Origin of the sequence: Streptomyces diastatochromogenes (genome assembly GCF_002242805.1) — a bacterium.
GTDB classification, from domain to species: Bacteria; Actinomycetota; Actinomycetes; order Streptomycetales; family Streptomycetaceae; genus Streptomyces; species Streptomyces diastatochromogenes.
In genome coordinates this window covers 100,869-122,569 of the sequence record NZ_MCGQ01000004.1, presented here as the reverse complement: position 1 = coordinate 122,569, position 21,701 = coordinate 100,869, and the positions used below count along the sequence as shown (strand labels likewise).

Below are 21,701 nucleotides of genomic sequence, written 5' to 3'. Positions count from 1 at the left end.
AAAGGTCTGGGAGTTCAGGAAGTCCGGACAACACGGGGGCAGGGTGACGGGGTTCGTCTTGGCACGCGCGCGGGCACACCGCCTGCTGCTCGGTTCCACCCTGCTCACGGTGCTGCTGACCACCGCGGTGCTGGCGACGCTCACGGCGTACTCGGGCGCGATCGGGGACGCGGCACTGCGCCATGTACTGAGCGACCCGGGCAATGCGGCCGCCACCTCGCTGATCGTGAAGGCCGAGGTACCGGCCGACGGGCGCGCCGCCGCCGACACCGCCGTACGACAGGGCGCGCGCCGGACCTTCGACGGGCTGCCGGTGACCTTACGGACGCTGCGCCGCTCGGGCCCGTACGCGCTGCCCCGCTCGCTGCAGCCGCCCGCCGAGCGGTCGGGCGACCCGGATCTGACCTTCTTCGCCGCGCTGGACCGCACCCAGGTGCGGCCGGTCGCCGGCCGGCTTCCGGGCCGGACGGGCGGCGAGATCGAGGTGGCGCTCCCCCAGGCGGCGGCCCGGCCGCTCGGCCTGAAGCCGGGCGACCGCCTCACCCTGGCCGACCGGCTGGGCGAGGGGAAGGTGCGGGTGCGTGTCACCGGGCTGTACCGGCCCGCCTCCGCGAACGCGCCGTACTGGCAGCTGGACGACCTGCTCGGGCGCGGGGTGAAGGAGTCCGGCTTCACGACGTACGGGCCGCTGCTCGCCGACCCCTCGGTGCTCGCCGGCGGACGGGTGAGCGCCGGGCCGACGGCCTGGCTGGCGTCGGCCGACTTCGGCTCGGTGACGACCGGGCGGATCGGGGCGCTGCGGGACGCGGCGCGGACCGGGAGCGCGGCACTGCGCACGTCCCACGCCCTGAGCGGGGTGACCGCGTCGACGACCTCGCTGCCGGACGTCCTGGACCGGGCCGACCGCTCGCTGCTGGTCGCCCGCTCGACCCTGCTGATCGTCGCGCTCCAGCTGGTGCTGCTCGCCGGGTACGCGCTGCTGCTGGTGGCCCGGCTGCTCGGCGCCGAACGGGCGGCCGAGACCAGGCTGCTCAGGGCCCGCGGCGCCTCCCGGGCCCGGATCGCGGCGCTCGCCGCGGCCGAGTCGCTGCTGCTCGCCCTCCCGGCGGCCGTCTGCGCGCCCCTGCTCGCCGGACCGCTCACCACCCTGCTGACCGCGCACGGGCCCCTGGCCCGCCTCGACCTGCGTCTGGACCTCCCGCCCGGTGGCAGCCCCGGTGTGTGGCTGGTGGCGGCCGCGGCGGCCCTGGGCTGCGCGCTGACGGTGACGCCGCCGGCGCTGACGGGGGCGGACCCGGAGCGGCGCGGGCGGCGTGCGGAGCCGGGCCGCCGGGCGCGGCGGCCGCTCATCTCCCGCTTCGGGAGGGGCCGTTCGGCCGGCTCGCCCGGCTCCCGCCCGCGCGCCCGCCGCGTCGGCGCCGGTCTGCTTCCCAGCCCGTTGCGCGCCGGAGGCGACCTGGGCCTGCTCGCCGTGGCCGCGGTGGCCTACTGGCAGTTGGCGCAGCAGGACTCGGGGAGTGTCGCCGCCGACCGCTCGGGGGCGCTCGGGGTGGACCCCCTGCTGGTCGCCGCGCCGGCGCTGGCGCTGCTCGCCGGGACCGTGCTGACGCTGCGGCTGCTGCCGCCCGTGGCGCGGCTCGCCGAGCGGTGGGCGGCGGCCGGGCGGGGGCTGCCGATGGCGCTGGCCGGCTGGCAGTTCAGCCGCCGCACCGCACGGGCCGCTGGCCCGGTGCTGCTGCTCGTCCTCGCCGTGGCGCTCGGCATGCTGGCCATCGGGCAGGCGTCCTCCTGGGACCGCTCGCAGGACGACCAGGCCGACTTCCGTGCCGGAGTGCCGGTGCGGGTGCTGTCCGCGGGGGACGGGGAGCTGGGCCGTACGGACGTGTACGCGGCGCTTCCGCACGTACGCGAGGCCGTGCCCGCCGCACGCGCCGAGGAGCCGCTGTCCGGCGACCGTACGGCGACCGTGCTGGCCGTGGACATCGCGCGCGCGGGCGACGCGATGCTGATGCGCCCGGACCTGGCGGCCGTACCGGTGAAGCCGCTGCTGGCCGCTCTGACGCCGAAGGACTCCCCGGCCGGGGCCCGGGTGCCGGCGCACACCGCGCGGCTGCGGCTGACGGCGACTCTGCGCAGCTCCGCCGGCCCCGGGACGACCGCCGACGTCACGGTCGGTCTCGAGGACCGGTACGGGGTGCCGTACCAGGTGCCGTTCGGCCGGCTCCCCGCCGACGGCCGCCCGCACACCCTCACCCTCGACCTCGGCTCCGCCCCCGGCCCGGCGATCCTCACCGCGCTCCAGCTGGACATGCTCCAGCCCGCCGAGCGGGCGGAGCGACACCGACTCACGCTCGGGGACCTGACCGCCGAGGGGACCGACGGGACCCGGCGCCCGCTCGCCCTGCCCGCCTCCTGGACCACGGCCGTGCACACCGGCGGCGCGGCCGTCTCGACCCCCGCCAGCAGCCCCACCCGGCCGCGGATCGTCTCCACCCGGCCGCTGACCGTCTCCTACGGCACCGGATACCTCCCGGACCCGGGCTGGACGGTCGCCACCGTGTCCGTGCAGCTCCAGGTGGCGCGTCCCGCGCCGCCTGAGGTGCGGGCCGTCGCGACCGACCGGTTCCTGGACTCGGCGGGCGCCCGCACCGGGCAGCGCGTGGACGTGCAGATCGGGGACCAGAGCATCCCGGTGCGGATCGTCCGGGCGGTGCGCGCGCTGCCCACGACCGGCGCCCCGGGAAGCCATGACGGCGGCGCGGTGCTGGTCGATCTGCGGGCCGCGAACCGGGCGTTGCAGGCGCGGTACGGGGAGAGCGTCACGCCCACCGAGTGGTGGCTGCGCACCGCGCCGGGCGAGGCGGCCCAGGTCGCCGCCTCCGTACGGGCGTTGCCGGATGTCATCGACCCGGGGCAGGTGGTGGTCCGGGACGAGATCGCCGCCGAGCTGCGCGACGACCCCTTCGGTGCCGGTCCCACGGCCGCGTTCGCCGCGGCGGCCGTGGTGGCGGCGGCCCTGGCCGCGGTCGGCTTCGCCGTGGGCGCCGCCGGGTCGCTGCGGGCGCGCGAGGCGGACTTCGCCGTGCTGCGCGCCCTCGGCGCCCCACGCCGCCGGCTGGCCCGCACGGTCGCCGCCGAACAGGCCGTCCTGGTGGGCCTGGCCCTGGCGGTGGGCGTCGCCCTCGGCACCGTACTGGCCCGTGGAGTCCTCCCGTTGATCGTCCTGACCGGCGATGCCACCCGCCCCGTCCCGGACCTGCTGGTCCAACTCCCGCCCGCGCGCGTGGCGTTGCTGCTGGTGGCCGTCGCCGCGGCTCCGCTGGTGGTCGCGGCGACGGCGACCGTACGGCGGGCGGATCCGGCACAGGCACTGCGCGAACAGAGGGGTGAGTGACGTGAGTTCCTCACCGACGGTGGTCGCCCCCTGGGTGCGTACCCGGCTGCGGGCCGCGCCCGGTGCCGCGCTCGCGCTCGCGCTGCTGGTCATGGTGACCGCCTGTCTGGCGGGGGCCTTTCCACGGGCGGTCGAGCGGTACGAGGACGCGGGGCTGGTGCACACCATCGACCAGGCCCGCCCCGAGCGCACCACCGTGCGGGTGAGCGCGCCGCTGCCCCTGTACGGCATGTCCAGCGACGACCAGGACACGCTGCTCGGCCCCGGCGTGCTGAGACGGCAGTACGAGAAGCTGCTGGGCACGGTCGGCGGCTCGCTGTCCGTCGACCGCGACCAGTCGGCGTACGGCATCGCGACCGGGACCAGTCCGGCGGTGGCCGATCCCTGGATACCGCGCCCGAGCGGTCTGCTCGCCCATGTCTCGCTGGTCGCGCAGAGCGGCCTGGCCGGACACGCCGACGTCCGCGCGGGACGGCTGCCGCGCGCCTCGGGTCCGGTGGACTCGATGTCGCCCGAGGTGGAGGCCGCCGTCACCGCCGCCACCGCCAAGAGCCTGCACATCAAGGTGGGTTCGGTCATCCATGTGCCCGGCGTCGGCCGCGGCCCGCTCGCCGTCCGGGTCACCGGCATCCTCGCCCCGCGCGACCCCGCCGGCGCCTACTGGTCGACCGTCCCGCTGCTGCGCACGCCCAGTCTGATGCGGCTGCCCCAGCCCGGCCCGCCGCAGACCTACTGGCTCGGCGCGCTCCTGCTGCCCCAGGAGGCGGCCCCCGCACTGGTGGGCACGCGCGGAGAACCCTTCCGCTACTGGTACTTCGCCCCGGACCTCGGCGGCCTGCGCGCCCACGAACTGGACCGCCTGAAGTCCGGAGTCGCCTCCCTGGAGTCCGGCCCCGGCCTGCAGCGCGCCCGTACCGCCACGGGCGAGGAGAGCGACGTCGACACCGGCCTGGACGACGTCATCGCCGCCTTCTCCCGGCTGCGCTCGAACATCTCCCCGCTGGTCGCGGTGGCCGCCGCCGGCACCGCCACGGTCGCCGTCGTCGTGCTGCTCATGGCGGGTGGACTGGCCGCCGACCGCCGTCGCACCGAACTCGCCCTGCTCCGCGCGCGGGGCGCCTCCCTGCCCGGCCTCACCGGGCGGCTGCTGGCCGAGACCGCCGTGGTCGCCGTACCCGCGGGCGCGGTCGGCCTGGGCGCCGCGCTCCTCCTCTTCCCCGGCGCCCGGACCGGTCACGCCGTGGCCGCCGCGCTGGCCGTCACGCTCACCGCCTGCGCCGCCCTCCCGCTGCGCGCCGCGCTCGCCCACCGGTCGGTACAGCTGACGGCCCCGCGTGCGGACGTGACGGCCGTACGACCCTCCCGGCGCCGTACGGTCGCCGAGCTGACCCTGCTGGCGCTGGCGGCCGGGGCGGTGGCGACCCTGCGCAGAAGCGGCACGTCTGCCGGTCAACTGGTGTCCCTGGCCCCGGTGCTGACCGGCATCATCGCGGCCCTGCTGCTGCTCCGCCTCTACCCCCTGCTGCTGCGGCGTCTCGCCCGCCCGGCCGGGCGGCTGCGCGGCGCGGTGGGCCATCTGTCCCTGGCCCGCGCGGGACGCACGCAGGCCTCCGCGGTACTGCCCCTGCTGGCCCTGCTGACCGCGCTGACCACGGCGGCCTTCGGCGGCTCGGTCCTGGCCGGCGTGGCCGAGGCCCGGGACCACGCGGCCCTGCTCACCGTCGGGGCCGACGCCCGCATGGACGCGGCCGTCCCGCTCCCGGCGGACCTGGCCGCCCGGGTGCGCGCGCTGCCCGGGGTGCACGGGGTGGCGGCGGCGAGCATCGCGTACGACGCGAAGCCGCTGGACGAGGAGGACGCGGTGACGCTGGTCGGGGTGGACCCGGCCGCGTACGGCCGGTTGGCGGCCGACACCGGTCTGGGGACCTTCCCGGCAGGTGAGTTGAAGAACTCGAAGACGCTCCCGGCCCTGGCCTCGCCCTCCATCGCCCGCGCGTACGGCACCCGACGGCCCTTCCTGGTACGGCTGAACGACGGCAGCGCGGTCACCGTCCGGATCACCACCGTCCTCGACCGCACCCCGGCCGTGCCCGGCGCCGACTTCCTGATCGTGAACCGCGCCGGGCTCCCGGCGGCGGCCGCCCGCCCGACGACGCTGCTGCTGACCGGCGCCCACCTGGACGCGGAAGCGCTGCGCCGCGCGGCCCCCGCCTCGGTCACGGTGCAGACCCTGGCCGAGGTGCGGTCCGGGTACGCCGACTCGCCCCTGCAAACCGGTGCCGGGCACGTCTACACGGCGGCGGTGGCCGCGGGCGCCGGCTTCGCCGTCCTCGCCCTGCTCCTCGCGCTGCTGCGGGCGGCTCCCGAACGCGCCGCGCTCCTCGCCCGCCTGCGCACGATGGGCCTCACCCGCGCCCAGGGCCGCCGCCTGCTCGTGCTGGAGTCCCTCCCCCAGGCCCTCCTCGCCGCGGCCGGCGGCACGCTGACCGGCTGGATCGCCATCCACCTCCTCTCCCCCGGCATCGACCTGACCGCCATCGCCCTGACCACCTCCCAGACCCCGGCAGGCAAGGCCACCCTCCACCCCGACTCCTGGTCCCTGACGGCTCCGGCGATCACGGTCGTGGTGCTCGCGGTGGGGGTGGCGGGGGTGCAGGCGTGGTGGACGGGGAGGCGGGGGTCTGTGCGGGAGTTGCGGGCGGGGGAGGGGAGATGAGCAGTCGCCCTGGAATCCGCCGTAGGTGCGGGCAGTCGTACCGCCATAGCTGCGGGCAGTCGTGCCGCTGGGGCGGCACGGGTGGGCGCAGCGGCACCCCGCCGGCGCCGGGCTGCGCGACCCACCCCGCCCAGCAGCAGCACGGGGCAACCACACAGGAGACCCCATGACAACGAACCCGAGCCTCACCGACCTCGCCGACCGCGTCACCGAGACCCGCAACCGCCCCGCCTACGGCCACGACGCCCTCATCACCTGCGACCGCCTCGTCCGCATCTTCTCCGCGGACGGCGTGGAGGTGCAGGCACTCCAGGGCCTCGACCTCCTCGTCCGCGAGGGCGAGCTGATGGCCCTGGTCGGCGCCTCGGGCAGCGGCAAGTCCACCCTCATGAACATCCTCGCCGGCCTGGACACCCCCACCGCGGGAGCGGCCCGCGTCGCCGGCCGCGACCTGCTCACCATGACCGCGAAGGACCGCCTCGCCTACCGCCGCGAGGTCGTCGGCTTCGTCTGGCAGCAGACCTCCCGCAACCTGCTCCCGTATCTCACCGCGGCCCAGAACGTCGCCCTCCCGCTCCAGCTGTCCGGTACCCGCACCCGCCGCCGCGCCCGCTCCGAACGCGCCCTGGAACTCCTGGAGTTGCTCCAGGTGGCCGACTGCCGCGACCGCCACCCGCACGAGATGTCCGGCGGCCAGCAGCAGCGCACCGCGATCGCGGTTGCCCTCGCGAACGCCCCCGCGGTCCTCCTCGCCGACGAACCCACCGGTGAACTCGACTCCCAGACCGGCGCGCAGATCTTCGACGCGTTCCGCACCGCGAACGAGACCCTCGGCACCACCATCGTCATCGTCACCCACGACCAGGCGGTGGCCGGCGAGGTCCGCCGCACGGTCGCCATCCGCGACGGCCGCACCTCCACCGAGGTGCTGCGCCGCAGCGAGGTGGACGCCACGACGGGCCACGAGACCGTGGTGGCCCGCGAGTACGCCATGCTCGACCGCGCGGGCCGCCTCCAGCTGCCCGCCGAGTACACGAAGGCCCTGAACATGCGCGACCGGGTGGCCCTGGAACTGGAGCCGGACCACATCGGAGTCTGGCCGGACGACAGCGAGCCCCGCTGATCACCTTCCGTAATCAAACGGAAATGCGTGCCCGGTATTGACGCGCCCCCACCCCGGTGCCATGGTTACCGACACAGAGACATCAGATGTCTGACGTCAGACATCTGAGGCTCCCACTGCCGCCACCGCACCCACCCCGTACGGTGGCAACCGACCCGCACCGATCCACGCCCGCCGGAGGCCCAACGATGTCGCTCTCCGAAGACCTCGCCGAGCGTCTGCTCAGCGCGATCATCGACGGCACGTACCCGCCGGACGCCGCCCTCCCCCCGGAGGCCGAGCTGGCCGAGCAGTCCGCCGTGAGCCGCCTGACCGTGCGCGAGGCGGTGAAGCAGCTGCGCGCGCAGAACGTCGTACGCGTGGTCCGCGGCCGTGGCACCTACGTGAACCCGCCGGATCGCTGGACCGCGCTGGAACCGGTGGTCCGCGCCGCGTCCCGCTCCGCCCACACCTCGCTCTCCCAGCAGCTCATCGAGGCCCGCCGCCTCATCGAGAACGGCGCCACGGAACTGGCCGCGCTGCGCCGCGACGAGACCCACCTCGCCGAGCTGCGCGAGCACCTCGCCACGATGCGGGAGGCCGCCGACGAGGCCGACACGGAGAAGTTCGTCCAGGCCGACATCGACTTCCACGCCACGGTGATGCGCGCGACGGGCAACCTCTTCGTCCCCCTGCTCTTCGAACCCTTCGGCCCGCTGCTCGCCGAGGGCCGCCGCGAGACCTCCGCGGTCCCCCGGATCCGGGTCAACGCCATCGCCCACCACGAAGTGGTCCTCGCGGCCCTCGAAAGCGGCGACCCGGACAAGGCCCGCGAGGCCATGAACGCCCACATGAACCAGACGGCGCACGACTACCGCACCCACGTACTGAAGTCGGCCGAGTAAACCGACCGCTTCCTCTCCACCACAGCTGCGTCCCGCAGGAGGCGCCGTAGCTGCGGGCGGTCACGCCCGAACCCGCATCCCCACCCCAGGAACCGCCATGTCCCTACCCCGCCATGCCCTCCCGGAGTCCGAAGTGCTCCGGTACGTCCCACCCGTCCGGCCGGTCTCCCCCGCCGACGTGGCCGCCCGTGTCGCCGAGGCCCCCCGCCTCGCCGTCCTCGACGACGACCCCACCGGCACCCAGACCGTGAAGGACATCCCCGTCCTCACCACCTGGACGGTCGAGGACCTGCGCTGGGCCCTGCGCCAGGACAGCCCCGCCTTCTTCGTCCTCACCAACACCCGCAGCCTCTCCCCGCAGGACGCCGCCACCCGCAACCGCGAGATCACCCGCGCCCTGCACGAGGCGTCCCGGGCCGAGAACATCCCGTACGTCATCGCCTCCCGGGGAGACTCCACCCTCCGCGGCCACTTCCCCCTCGAAACCGACGTCCTCGCCGAGGAGTTGACGGCGACCGGCGCCGCCCCCGACGGAGTCGTGCTGGTTCCCGCGTACATCGAGGCCGGCCGGCTCACCGTCGACTCGGCCCACTGGATGCGCACCCCGGACGGCCTCCTCCCGGTCGGCGAGAGCGAGTTCGCCAAGGACGCCACCTTCGGCTACGTCTCCTCCTCCCTCCCGGACTGGATCGAGGAGAAGACCAAGGGCCGCGTCCCCGCCGGCCAGGTCCTCCGCATCACCGTCGCCGACCTGCGCACCGGCGGCCCCGCCCATGTCGCCGACCAGCTCCGCACGCTGCGCGACGGCGCCACGGCCGTGGTGGACGCGGTCGGCGACGACGACCTCCGCGTCCTGGCCCTCGCGGCGGCCGAGGCGGAGGAGTCCGGCACCCGGCTCCTCTACCGCGTCGGCCCCTCCTTCGTCCGCGCCCGGGCCGGCCAGCCCGCCCACCCCCCGCTCACCGCCGCCGAACTCGCCCCACTGCGCGCCCCCGCACCCCACGGCCTGATCGTCGTCGGCTCCCACGTCTCCCTGACGACCCGCCAGCTGAACCGTCTGCGCGAGCGCGCGGGAGACGTCGTCGAGTTCGAGCTCGACGTGGCCCAGCTCCTGGACCCGGCCCGCCGCGACGAGCACATCCGGGACATCGCCACCTCGGCGGCCGACGCCATGAAGACCGCCGACACCGTCATCCGCACCACCCGTACGGTGGTCACGGCCGCCGACCCGGACGAGAGCCTGGCCATCTCCCGCAGTGTCTCCGCCGCCCTGGTGGAAACGGTCCGCCTGATCACGGCCACCCACCGCCCCGCCTTCGTCATCGCCAAGGGCGGCATCACCTCCAGCGACACGGCGACGCACGGCCTCCGGATCCGCCGCGCCTGGGCCCGCGGCACCCTGCTGCCCGGCATCGTCTCCCTGTGGCAGCCCGCCGACGGCCCGGCCGCCGGCATCCCGTACATCGTGTTCGCCGGGAACGTCGGCGGCGACGACGCCCTCGCCGACGCCCTCGCCCTCCTGAGGAGCGCCGCCTGATGCTGCTGACCGGACCCGAGGGCCTGAAGGCCCTGACGACGGCCTACGAAACGGGCCGCGCCCTGCCCGGCTTCGTCGCGTACAACCTGGAGACGGTGCAGGGCATCGTCGCCGCGGCCGAGACCCACCCCGACCACCCGGTCATCCTCCAAGCCGGCTCGAGCCCCTTCAGACACGCGGGCCGCGAGCCGCTCATGCGTCTCGCCCTGGACGCGGCCGCCGCCTCCTCGGCCCCGCTCGGCGTCCACCTCGACCACAGCCGCGACCTGGACGAGATCACCGCCTGCCTGCGGGCGGGCTACACCTCGGTCATGGTCGACGGCTCCCACCTCCCCTTCGCCGAGAACATCGCCCTCACCCGTGAGGCGGTACGCCGGGCCCGCGATCACGGCGCCTGGGTGGAGGCCGAGCTGGGCGCCCTGCCGGGCGACGAGGACGTCTCGACGAACGCGACGGCCGGCGCGACCGCGCTGACGGACCCGTCCCAGGCGGCCGAGTTCGTGGCGGAGACCGGCGTCGACGCCCTCGCCGTCGCGGTCGGCAACGTCCACGGTTTCACCGCCCACCCCGTACGCCTGGACCTGGACCGCCTGACCGCGATCCACTCGTCCGTCCCCGTCCCCCTGGTCCTCCACGGCGCCAGCGGCCTCCCCACCGACCAACTCCACACCGCGCTCACCCAGGGCGTGGCCAAGATCAACGTCAACGCAGAACTCCGCCGGGCCTATCTGCAGGCGGTCGAGTCCAAACTCCCCACGGCTCTCCCGGGCTCGGATGTGGTGGCCCTGTGGTCGGCGGGCCGGGACGCGGTGACGGAGACGGCTTCCCGGATCATCACCCAACTCGCGTAGCCGCAGCAGCTTTCGTACGTAGCTGCTGGCCGCCGTGACGCCGAAGCGCCGCCCACCCAGCAGCGGCTGCCGTACCACCTGCGTAGCTGCGGGCAGTCGTGCCGCTGGGGCGGCACGGGTGGGCGCAGCGGCACCCCGCAAGCGCGGGCAAGCGAAACCCACCCCCCGCCCAGCCCCAACTCCGGCCACCCCACCGGAAACAGCACCACCGCTCCCCGACCCCGCTCAGAAGAAAAGGCACCCCACCCCAATGACCCCCCGTCCCCACACCGCAGTGATCGGCCTGGGCGCCATGGGCCTCCCCATGGCCACCCACCTCTCCGCCCACCTCCCCGTCACCGCCTACGACATCTCCGAACCCCGCCTCGCCCAGCTCGCGGCAGCGAACGGCACCCCCGCCGCCACCCCCGCCGACGCCGCCGTAGAAGCGGACGTCGTCCTCCTCGCCGTACGCGACCAGCAGCAGGTCGAGACCGCCCTCTTCGGCGAGAACGGCGAGAACGGCGTCACCGCCACCCTCCGCCCCGGCGCCACCGTCATCCTCACCAGCACCGTCGGCCCGGAAGCCGCCCGCGCCACCGCCGCCCGCCTCGCGGACCTCGGTGTCCACACCGTCGACGCACCCGTCAGCGGCGGCCCGGTCCGCGCCGGCAACGGCGACCTCCTCATCGTCGTAGGAGCGGACGACAAGGCCCTCGACCTGGCCCGCCCGGTCCTCGACCTGCTCGCCTCCACACTCACGGTCGTCGGCCCCCGCCCCGGCGACGGCCAGGCCCTCAAGGCGATCAACCAGCTCCTCGCCGGCGTCCACATCGCCGCCGCGGCGGAGGCGCTCGCCCTCGCCCGCGGCCTCGGCCTCGACCCGGCGACGGTGGTGGAGAGCCTGCGCCACGGTGCCGCCGGCTCGTTCATGTTCGCCGACCGCGGCCCGCGCATGGTCCAGGCGTACGAGGACGGTCCGGACCCGGAGGTGAAGTCTCGCCTGGACATCTTCGTGAAGGACATGGGCATCGTCACCGGCGTCGCCAAGGACGCCCACGTGCCCGTGCCGCTCGCCTCCGCCGCCCAACAGCTCTACCTGCTCGGTGAAGCCGCGGGCCTCGCCGCCCACGACGACTCCTCGGTCGTCACGGTCCTCTCCCCGAAGTCCCCGAAGTCCTCGAAGTCCCCGAACTCTCCAGAGGGAGGCACCCGATGAGCCACACCGCTCTCCTCCTCATCGCCGCCGTCGGCGTCGCCACCCTGCTCCTGCTCATCCTCCGCGCGAAGGTGCAGCCCTTCGTCGCCCTGGTCGTCGTCTCCATCGGTGTCGCGCTCGCCGCGGGCGTCCCCGCCGCCGACCTGGTGAAGACCATCGAGGAGGGCATGGGCTCCACCCTCGGCCACATCGCCACGATCATCGCCCTGGGCGCCATGATCGGCCGGATCATCGAACTCTCCGGCGGCGCCGCCGCGTTCGCCCACTCCCTCATCGACCGCTTCGGCTCCAAGCGCACCCCGCTCGCCCTCACCGTCGCCGGTTTCGTCCTCGGCATCCCGGTCTTCTTCGAGGTCGGCCTGATCATCCTGATGCCGATCGCGTACGGCGTCGCCCGCGCCTCCCGCAAGCCGCTCCTGGTCTACGCCCTCCCGATGGGCGCGGCCATGCTCACGGTGCACGCCTTCCTGCCCCCGCACCCCGGCGCGGTCGCCGTCGCCCAGGCCATCGGTGCCGACCAGGGCCTCATGCTGCTCATGGGCATCCCGGTCACCGCGGTCGTGATCCTGTTCGGCTACCTGGTCTCCCGCCGGATGACCCGCCGCGAGTACCCGATGGACCCGGCGGTCCACGCGGAGGTGTACGGCGAGGAGCCCACCACCGCCGAGACCGGCGGCGGCTCCGCTCCCGCGTCCACCGGGCCCAAGGCCGACGACGGCCACGGCACCGCCGTACTCACCAGGCCGGAACCGACCACGACCGACCCGGCTTCGCAGCCGCCCTCCGTCGGCACGGTCCTCGCCCTGATCGTCGCCCCGATCCTGCTGATCCTCCTCGGCACCCTGGGCCAGAACCTCCTCGCCGACGGCTCCGCCCCGCGCGCCGTCCTCACGGTGCTCGGCGCCCCGATGGTGGCCCTGCTGATCGACGTGGCCCTGTGCGCGTACGTCCTCGGCGCCCGCCGCGGCTGGGAGCGGGCCCGCATCGCCGACGTGATGACCTCGGCGCTGCCCCCGGTGGCCATGGTGATCCTGGTGGCGGGCGCGGGCGGTGTCTTCGGCAAGGTGCTGGTGGCGAGCGGCATCGGCGACGCGATCGCCGACGTACTGGACCGGACCGGCCTGCCGGCGCTCTTCCTCGCCTTCCTGATGACGCTCGCCCTGCGCGCCGCCCAGGGGTCGGCGACGGTGGCGCTGATCACCACGGCGGGCATCCTCACCCCGCTGCTGCAGCGCGCCGACCTGTCCACCGGCCAGCTGTCCCTGGTCGCCCTGGCGATGGGCGCGGGCGCACTCGCCGTCTCGCACATCAACGACGCGGGCTACTGGATGTTCACCAAGCTGGCCGGCCTGGACGTGGCCTCCGGCCTGCGGACCTGGACGGTCCTGACGACCGTGATGGGCGTGGCCGGATTCGGCCTGACCGCCGCTCTGTGGCCGCTGGTCTGAGCGGTCCGGTGCCTAGGTCCTGTCGTCAAACTCCGCGGGGCAGACGGGAGTTTGACGACAGGGCCTAGCGGACGGTGACGTCCAGCGCGCCGAGTCCCGCACGCCGTACGGCGATCGACCCGTACGGCGTGCGCAGCCGCAGCCACGCGCCCGACGAGAACAGGGCCGGGTTCCCCGCGGTCTGCGTGGGACGCAGGAAGCCCAGCGACTGGGCCGCGTGCACGGCGCGCACCGGAAGGTTCGTGTCCCCGACCGTCCGGGACCAGATCTCCCGCCCGATCCGGTCGAGTTCGGCGCGGGTACGCCGCTCCGGCGCCAGCTCCTGCGTACGGGAGCGGAATTCGGCCACGGCGGCGGCGACCATGGCGTGCAGCGCGTCCGGTGCCGGCAGCCCCGGCTCGGTCCGCCAGCCGCCGCGGGGCGGAAGCAGCCCGGCCCACGGCGGACCGGTCACCGCGGACGGGACGACGGCCGTGGCCGCCGCCTCGTCGATGGACTCCAGCAGCTCACCGGCGGAGACGGTCACGTCCAGCGTGAGGTCGAGACCGTTCTCGTACGGCTTCGCCAGCCGCACCGCGCGGACCGCCAGCACCTCGAAGGACGGCGGCCGCCCGAACACGGCGAGTGCGGTCCCGGTCGCCTGCAGGCGCACCGCGGCCCCACGGTCGTAGTGGAGCAGCCGGGAGAGGAAGGCGGCGAGGTCGGCCGCCTCCGTCTCGTCGGCGAGGTGGAGCACCGTCATGCGGCGACGGCCTCCTCGTCGGCCGCGTCCGTGTACTCCTCCAGGAACTCCCGCTCCTCCTGGGTGATCCGGCGCGGCCGCTGGGTCTCGAAGTCGAACGGCACGACCACCGTCGAGGCCCGTACGTAGACCACGTCCTCGTCCTTCACCTCGTAGGTGATGGTGAAGGACGCTGCCTTGATCGAGGTGACCCACAGCTCGATGTCCACCGGGTGGTGCCGGTGCACGAGCTGGCGCTTGTAGTCGATCTCGTGCCGCGCCACCACGGACCCCTGCTTGAACTCCTTGTCCGGGCGGAACAGGAAGTTGATACGGGCTTCCTCCAGGTAGCGGATGAAGACCGCGTTGTTGACATGGCCGTACGCGTCCATGTCGGACCAGCGCAGGGGGCAGCGGTAGATGTGACGCAAGATCGATCAGCCCCGGGTCAGCTTCTTGTAGGTGGCGCGGTGCGGACGCGCGGCGTCCGGGCCGAGCCGCTCGATCTTGTTCTTCTCGTACGACTCGAAGTTGCCCTCGAACCAGAACCACTTCGACTCACCCTCGTAGGCGAGGATGTGCGTGGCGACCCGGTCCAGGAACCAGCGGTCGTGGGAGACGACGACGGCACAGCCGGGGAAGTCCAGCAGGGCGTTCTCCAGGCTGGACAGGGTCTCCACGTCGAGGTCGTTGGTGGGCTCGTCGAGGAGCAGCAGGTTGCCGCCCTGCTTCAGGGTCAGCGCCAGGTTGAGGCGGTTGCGCTCACCACCGGACAGGACGCCGGTCGGCTTCTGCTGGTCCGGACCCTTGAAGCCGAAGGCCGACACATACGCCCGGCTCGGCATCTCGACCTGTCCGACGTTGATGTAGTCGAGCCCGTCGGACACGACCTCCCACAGCGTCTTCTTCGGGTCGAGGTTCTCGCGGCTCTGGTCGACGTAGGAGATCTTGACGGTCTCGCCGACCTTGATGTCGCCGGAGTCCGGGGTCTCCAGGCCCTGGATCATCTTGAACAGCGTGGTCTTGCCGGCGCCGTTCGGGCCGATGACGCCGACGATGCCGTTGCGCGGCAGCGTGAAGCTCAGCCCGTCGACGAGGATCTTCTCGCCGAAGGCCTTGTTGAGCTGGTCGACCTCGACGACGATGCTGCCCAGACGCGGGCCCGGCGGGATCTGGATCTCCTCGAAGTCCAGCTTCCGCATCTTCTCCGCTTCGGCGGCCATCTCTTCGTACCGCGCGAGACGGGCCTTGGACTTGGCCTGACGCCCCTTGGCGTTCGACCGCACCCACTCCAGCTCTTCCTTGAGCCGCTTCTGCCGCTTGGCGTCCTTCTGGCCCTCGACCTTGAGGCGGGTCGCCTTGGTCTCCAGGTACGTGGAGTAGTTGCCCTCGTACGGGTAGGCGCGCCCGCGGTCCAGCTCGAGGATCCACTGGGCGACGTTGTCGAGGAAGTACCGGTCGTGGGTGATGGCCACCACGGTGCCCGCGTACTTGGCGAGGTGCTGCTCCAGCCAGTTCACGGACTCGGCGTCGAGGTGGTTGGTGGGCTCGTCGAGGAGCAGCAGGTCGGGCGCCTCGAGGAGCAGCTTGCAGAGCGCGACGCGGCGCTTCTCACCACCGGAGAGGTTGGTGACGGGCCAGTCGCCGGGCGGGCAGCCCAGCGCGTCCATGGCCTGCTCCAGCTGGGCGTCGAGGTCCCACGCGTTGGCGTGGTCCAGCTCCTCCTGCAGCTTGCCCATCTCGTCGAGCAGCGCGTCGGAGTAGTCGGTGGCCATCAGCTCGGCGATCTCGTTGAACCGGTCGAGCTTGCCCTTGATCGCGCCGACACCGTCCTGGACGTTCTCCAGGACGGTCTTCTCCTCGTTGAGCGGCGGCTCCTGCAGCAGGATGCCGACGCTGTAGCCCGGAGACAGGAACGCGTCACCGTTCGAAGGCTGCTGCAGTCCGGCCATGATCTGCAGGACCGTCGACTTACCGGCACCGTTCGGGCCGACCACACCGATCTTCGCGCCGGGCAGGAAGCTCAGCGTTACGTCGTCAAGGATGACCTTGTCGCCGTGCGCCTTGCGCGTCTTGCGCATGGTGTAAATGTACTCAGCCAAGAGAAACCGTCCGGCAGCTTGAAATCTGGCAGTGGGCAGATACACCCCATCTTGCCTGACCGCCACCCCTGGATGGAAACCAGTACAGCCGGACGCCTGTGACCTGGGATTTCGCAGATCTCGTCCATGGCTGATCACGGAACGAACGGCCAAAGGGGCCGCCACACCCGGAGACCCGGCGTGTGGCAGCCCCTTCCGCGCTTCCTGGGACCTGCGGACTCAGCCCCTGACGTGCTCGCTGTCCAGCGTCGACTCGGCGTCCCGCTGTGTCGGGATCACCGGGAGCGCGCGCACCGCCATGGCCGCCCGGTGTTCGTCGGCCTCGGCGCACAGCGCACGGGCCGCCTCGTTGAAGCGGACGACGGACGGCGGGTCCGAGGGGCCCAGCAGGTGCAGCTTCAGCTCCGTGCGGGCCTCGGCGTAGGTGTCCTTCTCGGGGTGGCGCACCGACTCCAGCAGGGCCGGTATGCCGGAGGCGTCCGGAGTGAGGACGGCGCCTGCCCGGACCGTCGGGAAGGTGACGCGGAAGTCCTGCTCGGGAAGGCCGCTGGTGTTGGCGACGGCGTACGGCTTCTCGCTCTCCAGGTAGTCGGAGATGACGCTGGAGACATCGCTGATCAGCACGTCGGCCACGTTGAAGCAGGCGTACACGGTCGGCCGCGCCCCGGTGACGATCTGGTGCTCCCACGCGGGGAACGAGGCCCAGTACGCGGCCTCCCAGGCGGCCGTCGCGGCCGTCACGGCCGCGGCCCGACCCGGCTCCGGAGCCGTCTGGAGCAGCATCCGCTCCGCGTCGTCCGCGCCCGGCCGGGACGAGGACGTGGTCAGCCGGTCGAGTTCGGCGGTCCGGGCGGCCAGTTCCGCCGCCGCGGAGGGCGCGGGGCGCTCATCGGCGTGTTCCGCGGCACGGGCGGCGCTCGCGGCGCGGATCATCTCCTGGATCCGGGTGTTCGCGGCTCCCGCCCGGGGCTCGACCGAGCCGGTCAGCGGGTGCGGCTTGTACAGGAGCCGGACCCCGGGGTCGGCCAGGAGGGCGCGGACGATGTTCTCGCCGGCCTCGATGACCGAGGTGTTGCCCGGGTTGCCGTCCCAGCCCTCCCACGTGGGGGCGTAGAGAACCGTGGTGTACGGGCCCGTGGGCGCACCGGCGTACGGCTGGATCACGTCCAGCTGCGGGCGTCCGATCTCCACGACGTCCTTGTCGTCGACACCCACGGCCGCCAGGGCGTACCGCTCGCGCGCCGCGGGACCGGCCACCCACACCTCGTCGTACGCCTTCGCGTACGGGTTGCAGCTGGACAGCTTGTCGCTCTCGCCGTGGTTGACGAACGCGTGCTTGATCGTGGGGATCCGCAGCACCTGCGAGGTCTTACCCGAGTTCGACGGGTGGATCAGCATCTTCAGCGTGGACTGCTCCAGCCTCATCAGGTCGGCGACCTTCGGCAGGCACACGATCGGGATGTCGGTGGACGCGATCTTCCGCACCATGAAGCGCTCACGCAGCACGATCAGCGGACGGCCCTCCAGCCGGGCCAGCGGCTCCAGCCACATGTTCGCCTGGTAGGCCGAGCTGGTGCCGCCGGAGAAGTACATGCCCACCGTCGGCTGGTACTCCGCGAGCCAGGCCTCGAACCACTCCAGCGCCTCCTCGCTCGTCACCGGCCTGCGTCCCGGCCGCAGTCGCAGCAGCAGCACGGCGACGGCCACCACCGCGAAGGCGGCGGACAGGGCGATGCCCGCGGCGGCCAGCCGGGCCGAGCCGGTCACCGCGGCGGCCAGCAGGCCAACCGAAGAGGGCAGACCGAACATGAGGAGCCGCTGCCCGGCGCGCTGCATCAGCAGAGCGGGGGGAGCGGGCCTCAGCCGCAGCGCCGAGGCGTCGATGTTCCGCGTCACCACGGGGAGGGTGCGGGTGCGGCGGACGGAGATCGCCAGCGCCTGGCAGGCGAAGTGCAGGGCGTAGAAGACCAGCAGACCGCAGACGAGAGCCAGGTACTTCGTCTCGTAGTCCTGCTCCTCGATGCGGAGCAGGCCGGTCACCATCAGCAGGTCCCGGACGGCCTGGCGCACGGTCACGGTCGCGTTCAGCTTCCCGAGGGCGCTGGCCATGCCCCGCTGCCACCGGTGCAGGGCGATGTCCGCAGCCAGCCCGACCGCGGCGGCGGCCACGAGCAGCGGAACGCTGGGGAGGAGGGCGCCTACCGCCTGAACGGCGAACGACAGGGCGAGCACCGTCGGTAGGAGGAGGCGTGCCGCTGCGGTGCGCAACCGAGCGGGCAGGGGCGATGCTGACACTTCGCGGGCTCCAGGCAACTCAACATCCTTGGGCACGGACTCGCCGACCGGCGCGCTCAGATGGCCGCGGTTCGGAAGCCGGTGCGTACGGATGTTCTCCTAATAGGTGGTCGGACTTTACCTGTGTGTCAGCTTGTTTGGCTCCTGGGGTGGGCGTGAACAGAGGCACAAGCGGTTGCCGACCCCTCCGAAGCCGGCTGTGGGGGGCTCTCAGACGCGGAGCGCGGCGTCCAGGTCGCGGATGAACTCCCCCACGCGCCCGCCGCCGGGAGGCGCGGCGGGCAGGCGGCCGAGCACCTCGGTGACCGCCGCCGGTGCGTGCTGACGCGCCCATTCAAGGGTCCCCGCGGTGACACCCCGGTCTTCTCCGGATGCCAGCTCCTCCGCTCGTGCCGCATGCGCGGCCGCACCGAGAATGTGCTTCACCTGATGAGCGTCCGCCAGGGGATGCAGATACGCGGCAGCGGCCGCATGGCAGGCCGCTCGGGCCGCGTCCTCCGCGGCCGGTGAAGCGGCTTCCTGAGCCGCCCTGAACGCGGCCCACCCCCGCTGCCGCAGCGCCCCCGTGCGCCGGCCGCCCGCGGCGAAGGCGTCTGCCGCGTCGATGGCCTCGCGAGGGCGCGTGTCAGCGGGAAAGCTCTCTTCGAAGATCGACAGCGCCCGGCGCGCACAGTCGGCCGCGTAGCCCGTGATCTCACGAAGTTCGTGTTCGCTCAGCTCGATCTTGTCCGACTTGGTAGGCACCGCTCAATCCTGCCGCAGGCCGCCGGCGGGCGTGGTTCGCCGCGGTGTCCGTCACTCGCCCGTGGGCGTCTCCCTTACTCCCCTGCGGGCTACTCCCCCGTGGGCGTCTCCTTGCGGCGCAGGAAGACCAGGACCGCGCCACCGATCACCACCAGGCCGATGGCCACTCCGGCGATCATCGGGGTGATCGCGGAACCGCCCGTGGCGGCGAGGTCGGTGTCGGGCGGGGTGGTGATGCCGCCGACCGTGGCCGGGCTGGGCTCGCTGAGGGTCTGGGTGGTCTTGGTGGTCAGCGTGCCCTGGGTTCTGCAGTCGAGGAGGCCGGTGAAGCGGTGGCTGAAGCCGTTCGGACCGGTGATCGTGAAGTCGTAGGGCTGGTCCTCCTGGAGCGGGACCGTCACCGTGCGGGTGGCGCCCGCGGGGATGGTGTGCTCGGCTCCCATCAGCTCGAAGGTGAAGGGCTGGTCGCCCTTGTTGACCGCGGTGATGTCCACGCCGCCCTTGGCGCAGTTCGTCCTGGCCGACACCGCCGGTAGGGCGCCCTTGTCCGCCCAGGTGGCACTCGCGGTCGCGGAGACCGTGGACTCGCTGGAGCCGGCCAGGATCTGAGTCTGGCTGCGGCTCTCGGAGGCGAAGGCCCGGCCCACCGGCACGGTGGTCGACGCCTGCACGGTCAGCTGCGCCGACCCGTCCGCCGCGTCCTCGGGGATGTCGAAGAACAGCTGGCTGCCGTCCTTCGCCGACGTGATCACCTTGCCGGTCCGGTCGATGATCCGCACCCCGCTGGCGGCCGCGTCCGCGGGCGGGCTCACCGTCACGCTGTCCGCGTCGGTGTGCACGGTCACCGGGCCGAGCAGATCACCGGGGTGGCCGGAGACCGCGGGCGGGTCCAGGGTCAGCGAGGCCTGCGGCTCGGCGGTGCCGCGGGCACTCTTCTGCAGGTAGTCGGCCAGCTTCTCGGCCTGCGGGTCGACGGCGTCGACCTTCGCCCCGTCCGAGTAGCGCCAGATGGCCACCTGGGTGCCGGCCGCCGCGTCCTGCTCGGTCAGTCCGCTCGCGCCCGCCTTCCGGGCGAGCGCGGCGAGGTCGTTCACCTGGGGGTAGGAGTTCTGCAGGATCCAGCGGATCCGGCCAGCGTCCTTGTTGGTGCCCAGCGAGGTGCCGCTCCAGGGTGTCTCCTGGTAGCGGGCGTCGCGCTGGGTGGGGTTGTGGAGGTCGACGCAGTACGTCTGCAGGGTGCCGCCGCCGTCCACGGACATCTCGAACAGACCCGCGGCCACCCGCTGGTCGCCGCCGTCCTCGTGGATCACGGCCTCGCCGTAGGTCTTCAGACCGTTGATCGTGGCCGTCGCACCGCCCTGGGTCTGCGGAGTCCCCTCGGCCACGGCCATGCCGGAGCCGGCCAGCACACCCGCGGCCACCACGCCGGACACCAGCGTCACGGCGCCTAGGCGGGCCACTTGGGCGGACCGAGGAAACCCAGAGAACGCAGCAAGCACAGAATTCCCCTTCGAGCAGGACCCGTTGGACGTGGGGGACGGTCCCACCAGCAGAATCGGCAAGCCCCGAGGGGCATGCCGGGCATCCTATGGATCACGCGGACCTCGCCCGGCCGGTCAGATCGTCTGATAGCCGATCCGATCCGGAATCGTTATCGCCTGGACGGGATGTGAGCTGGGCTTATCGACAAATCCACCCATTCGGTGGGGGTGTTCGGAACGCATGCGCCGACAAGCCGCAGCTCGGCCAGGACCCGGGCGGACAGCGCCGACGGAACCGGCGGCGGCTCGACTTACGTCACGTCACCACCGCTGGTTCGGGGTGCTGTTGGGCCAGATCTCCGGCCGGGGCTTCGGCGAGTGGTGTCTCCCAGCTGGGCTCCGGGCTTGCCGCCGCGGACGGTGTCTCCCAGGTCGGCTCCGGGCGTCCGGCCGCGAGCGGTGTCTCCCAGGCCGGCTCCGGGCGTACCGCCGCGGGCGCCTCCGGCCTGGCCGCGCGGCGGAAGAGGGCGGTGCCCCGCGCCAGGTCGTGGCCGATGGCCACCGCGTCGATGTCGGCCGACGCCCAGTTCTGCTGCCCCTCGCGCACCTCCGAGCGCACCTTCAGCCGCCCTTGGACCACGACGGGCTGCCCCACCTCCACCGACGCCGCCACGTTGACGGCGAGCTGGCGGTTGGCCCACACCGTGAAGAAGTTGGTGTGCCCGTCCGTCCAGGCGCTCTTCTCCCGGTCCCAGTACCGCGAGGTCACCGCCAGCCGGAACCGCGCCGACGGGCCCGCCGACAGCTCCCGGTACACCGGCCGCGTCGCCACGTTGCCCACCACGCACACCACGGTCTCGTTCATCGCGAACCCCTCCCTCACCCGGCCCTTCGACCGGGCTGACACGCGTACGGGCCCCTCCCGTACGGCTGCGTCTGCCGCGCCGGCGCACCCGATCCGCGCACACCGGCTCCCGACACGCCGATCGCCGGCGCCGCCCGCCCTCCACTCGTCGGACGTGCGACGCGATCGCCGTGGCACCAGACTGCCTCCGCCGGGCCGAGCCCGCTGAGCGCTGTGGACGGCCAGCCGCCTGTGGAAAATCCCCTCACCCGAACGAGTGGCCAACGTGTTCCCCGGCGCCTCACCCACCCTCGCCGGGGTCACTCGATGCCGACGGCTCGGCGCCGGCCGGCTTCATCCCAC

The 21,701-nt window shown here is 73.3% G+C and carries 15 protein-coding genes; 8 read left to right on the top strand and 7 right to left on the bottom strand.

Annotated features, from left to right (window positions below; all coding sequences use genetic code 11):
- Positions 1-43: 43 nt before the first annotated feature.
- The 8 genes from BEK98_RS02030 (at position 44) to BEK98_RS01995 (ending at position 13,151) form a co-directional block, all read left to right on the top strand.
- The gene (locus tag BEK98_RS02030; protein WP_094214579.1) at positions 44-3,394 is read left to right on the top strand and encodes an FtsX-like permease family protein; all 3,351 of its coding nucleotides are present in this window, start codon (positions 44-46) and stop codon (positions 3,392-3,394) included.
- 91 nt (positions 3,395-3,485) lie between these two features.
- A complete protein-coding gene (locus tag BEK98_RS02025) occupies positions 3,486-6,110 on the top strand; it encodes an FtsX-like permease family protein (protein ID WP_107428248.1) in 2,625 nt (874 codons plus the stop codon).
- Between the two features lie 166 nt (positions 6,111-6,276).
- Positions 6,277-7,233, top strand: coding sequence for an ABC transporter ATP-binding protein (locus BEK98_RS02020; protein ID WP_094214578.1), 957 nt, complete (start codon positions 6,277-6,279; stop codon positions 7,231-7,233).
- A 188-nt stretch (positions 7,234-7,421) separates the two neighbouring features.
- The gene (locus BEK98_RS02015) at positions 7,422-8,117 is read left to right on the top strand and encodes a FadR/GntR family transcriptional regulator (protein WP_094214577.1); all 696 of its coding nucleotides are present in this window, start codon (positions 7,422-7,424) and stop codon (positions 8,115-8,117) included.
- Between the two features lie 97 nt (positions 8,118-8,214).
- A complete protein-coding gene (locus BEK98_RS02010; RefSeq protein WP_094214576.1) occupies positions 8,215-9,654 on the top strand; it encodes a four-carbon acid sugar kinase family protein in 1,440 nt (479 codons plus the stop codon).
- On the top strand, positions 9,654-10,505 hold the full coding sequence (locus tag BEK98_RS02005) for a class II fructose-bisphosphate aldolase (protein WP_094214575.1): 852 nt from the start codon (positions 9,654-9,656) through the stop codon (positions 10,503-10,505). Before BEK98_RS02010 ends, BEK98_RS02005 begins: the two co-directional genes overlap by 1 nt.
- 250 nt (positions 10,506-10,755) lie before the next feature.
- Complete coding sequence (locus BEK98_RS02000) at positions 10,756-11,703, top strand: NAD(P)-dependent oxidoreductase (protein WP_094214574.1); 948 nt, start codon at positions 10,756-10,758, stop codon at positions 11,701-11,703.
- Positions 11,700-13,151: a GntT/GntP/DsdX family permease gene (locus BEK98_RS01995; protein ID WP_094214573.1), complete on the top strand. Its 1,452-nt coding sequence runs from the start codon at positions 11,700-11,702 to the stop codon at positions 13,149-13,151. Before BEK98_RS02000 ends, BEK98_RS01995 begins: the two co-directional genes overlap by 4 nt.
- Positions 13,152-13,215: 64 nt before the next feature.
- On the opposite strand, the gene BEK98_RS01990 is transcribed toward BEK98_RS01995, so the two are convergent.
- The 7 genes from BEK98_RS01990 to BEK98_RS01960 form a co-directional block, all read right to left on the bottom strand.
- Positions 13,216-13,893: a DUF8185 domain-containing protein gene (locus tag BEK98_RS01990; RefSeq protein ID WP_094214572.1), complete on the bottom strand. Its 678-nt coding sequence runs from the start codon at positions 13,891-13,893 to the stop codon at positions 13,216-13,218.
- Complete coding sequence (locus tag BEK98_RS01985) at positions 13,890-14,303, bottom strand: acyl-CoA thioesterase (RefSeq protein ID WP_094214571.1); 414 nt, start codon at positions 14,301-14,303, stop codon at positions 13,890-13,892. The genes BEK98_RS01990 and BEK98_RS01985 overlap by 4 nt, the downstream gene beginning before the upstream one ends.
- Positions 14,304-14,309: 6 nt before the next feature.
- Complete coding sequence (ettA, locus tag BEK98_RS01980; protein WP_094214570.1) at positions 14,310-15,974, bottom strand: energy-dependent translational throttle protein EttA; 1,665 nt, start codon at positions 15,972-15,974, stop codon at positions 14,310-14,312.
- A gap of 219 nt (positions 15,975-16,193) precedes the next feature.
- Positions 16,194-18,269 (bottom strand): CDP-glycerol glycerophosphotransferase family protein, encoded by a 2,076-nt coding sequence (locus BEK98_RS01975; protein WP_244201713.1) that lies wholly within the window; start codon positions 18,267-18,269, stop codon positions 16,194-16,196.
- A 210-nt stretch (positions 18,270-18,479) separates the two neighbouring features.
- The gene (locus BEK98_RS01970; RefSeq protein ID WP_094214569.1) at positions 18,480-19,013 is read right to left on the bottom strand and encodes a putative immunity protein; all 534 of its coding nucleotides are present in this window, start codon (positions 19,011-19,013) and stop codon (positions 18,480-18,482) included.
- 89 nt (positions 19,014-19,102) lie between these two features.
- Positions 19,103-20,512 (bottom strand): Cys-Gln thioester bond-forming surface protein, encoded by a 1,410-nt coding sequence (locus BEK98_RS01965; protein ID WP_425276576.1) that lies wholly within the window; start codon positions 20,510-20,512, stop codon positions 19,103-19,105.
- Between the two features lie 298 nt (positions 20,513-20,810).
- On the bottom strand, positions 20,811-21,359 hold the full coding sequence (locus BEK98_RS01960; RefSeq protein ID WP_094214568.1) for a single-stranded DNA-binding protein: 549 nt from the start codon (positions 21,357-21,359) through the stop codon (positions 20,811-20,813).
- Positions 21,360-21,701 lie beyond the last annotated feature (342 nt).

Excerpts from the sequence above, each read along its gene's own strand:
- BEK98_RS02025 (WP_107428248.1), top strand. The coding sequence starts at position 3,486 with ATGGTGACCGCCTGTCTGGCGGGGGCCTTTCCACGGGCGGTCGAGCGG.
- BEK98_RS02020 (WP_094214578.1), top strand. The coding sequence starts at position 6,277 with ATGACAACGAACCCGAGCCTCACCGACCTCGCCGACCGCGTCACCGAG.
- BEK98_RS02015 (WP_094214577.1), top strand. The coding sequence starts at position 7,422 with ATGTCGCTCTCCGAAGACCTCGCCGAGCGTCTGCTCAGCGCGATCATC.
- BEK98_RS02010 (WP_094214576.1), top strand. The coding sequence starts at position 8,215 with ATGTCCCTACCCCGCCATGCCCTCCCGGAGTCCGAAGTGCTCCGGTAC.
- BEK98_RS02005 (WP_094214575.1), top strand. The coding sequence starts at position 9,654 with ATGCTGCTGACCGGACCCGAGGGCCTGAAGGCCCTGACGACGGCCTAC.
- BEK98_RS02000 (WP_094214574.1), top strand. The coding sequence starts at position 10,756 with ATGACCCCCCGTCCCCACACCGCAGTGATCGGCCTGGGCGCCATGGGC.
- BEK98_RS01995 (WP_094214573.1), top strand. The coding sequence starts at position 11,700 with ATGAGCCACACCGCTCTCCTCCTCATCGCCGCCGTCGGCGTCGCCACC.
- BEK98_RS01990 (WP_094214572.1), bottom strand. The coding sequence starts at position 13,893 with ATGACGGTGCTCCACCTCGCCGACGAGACGGAGGCGGCCGACCTCGCC.
- BEK98_RS01960 (WP_094214568.1), bottom strand. The coding sequence starts at position 21,359 with ATGAACGAGACCGTGGTGTGCGTGGTGGGCAACGTGGCGACGCGGCCG.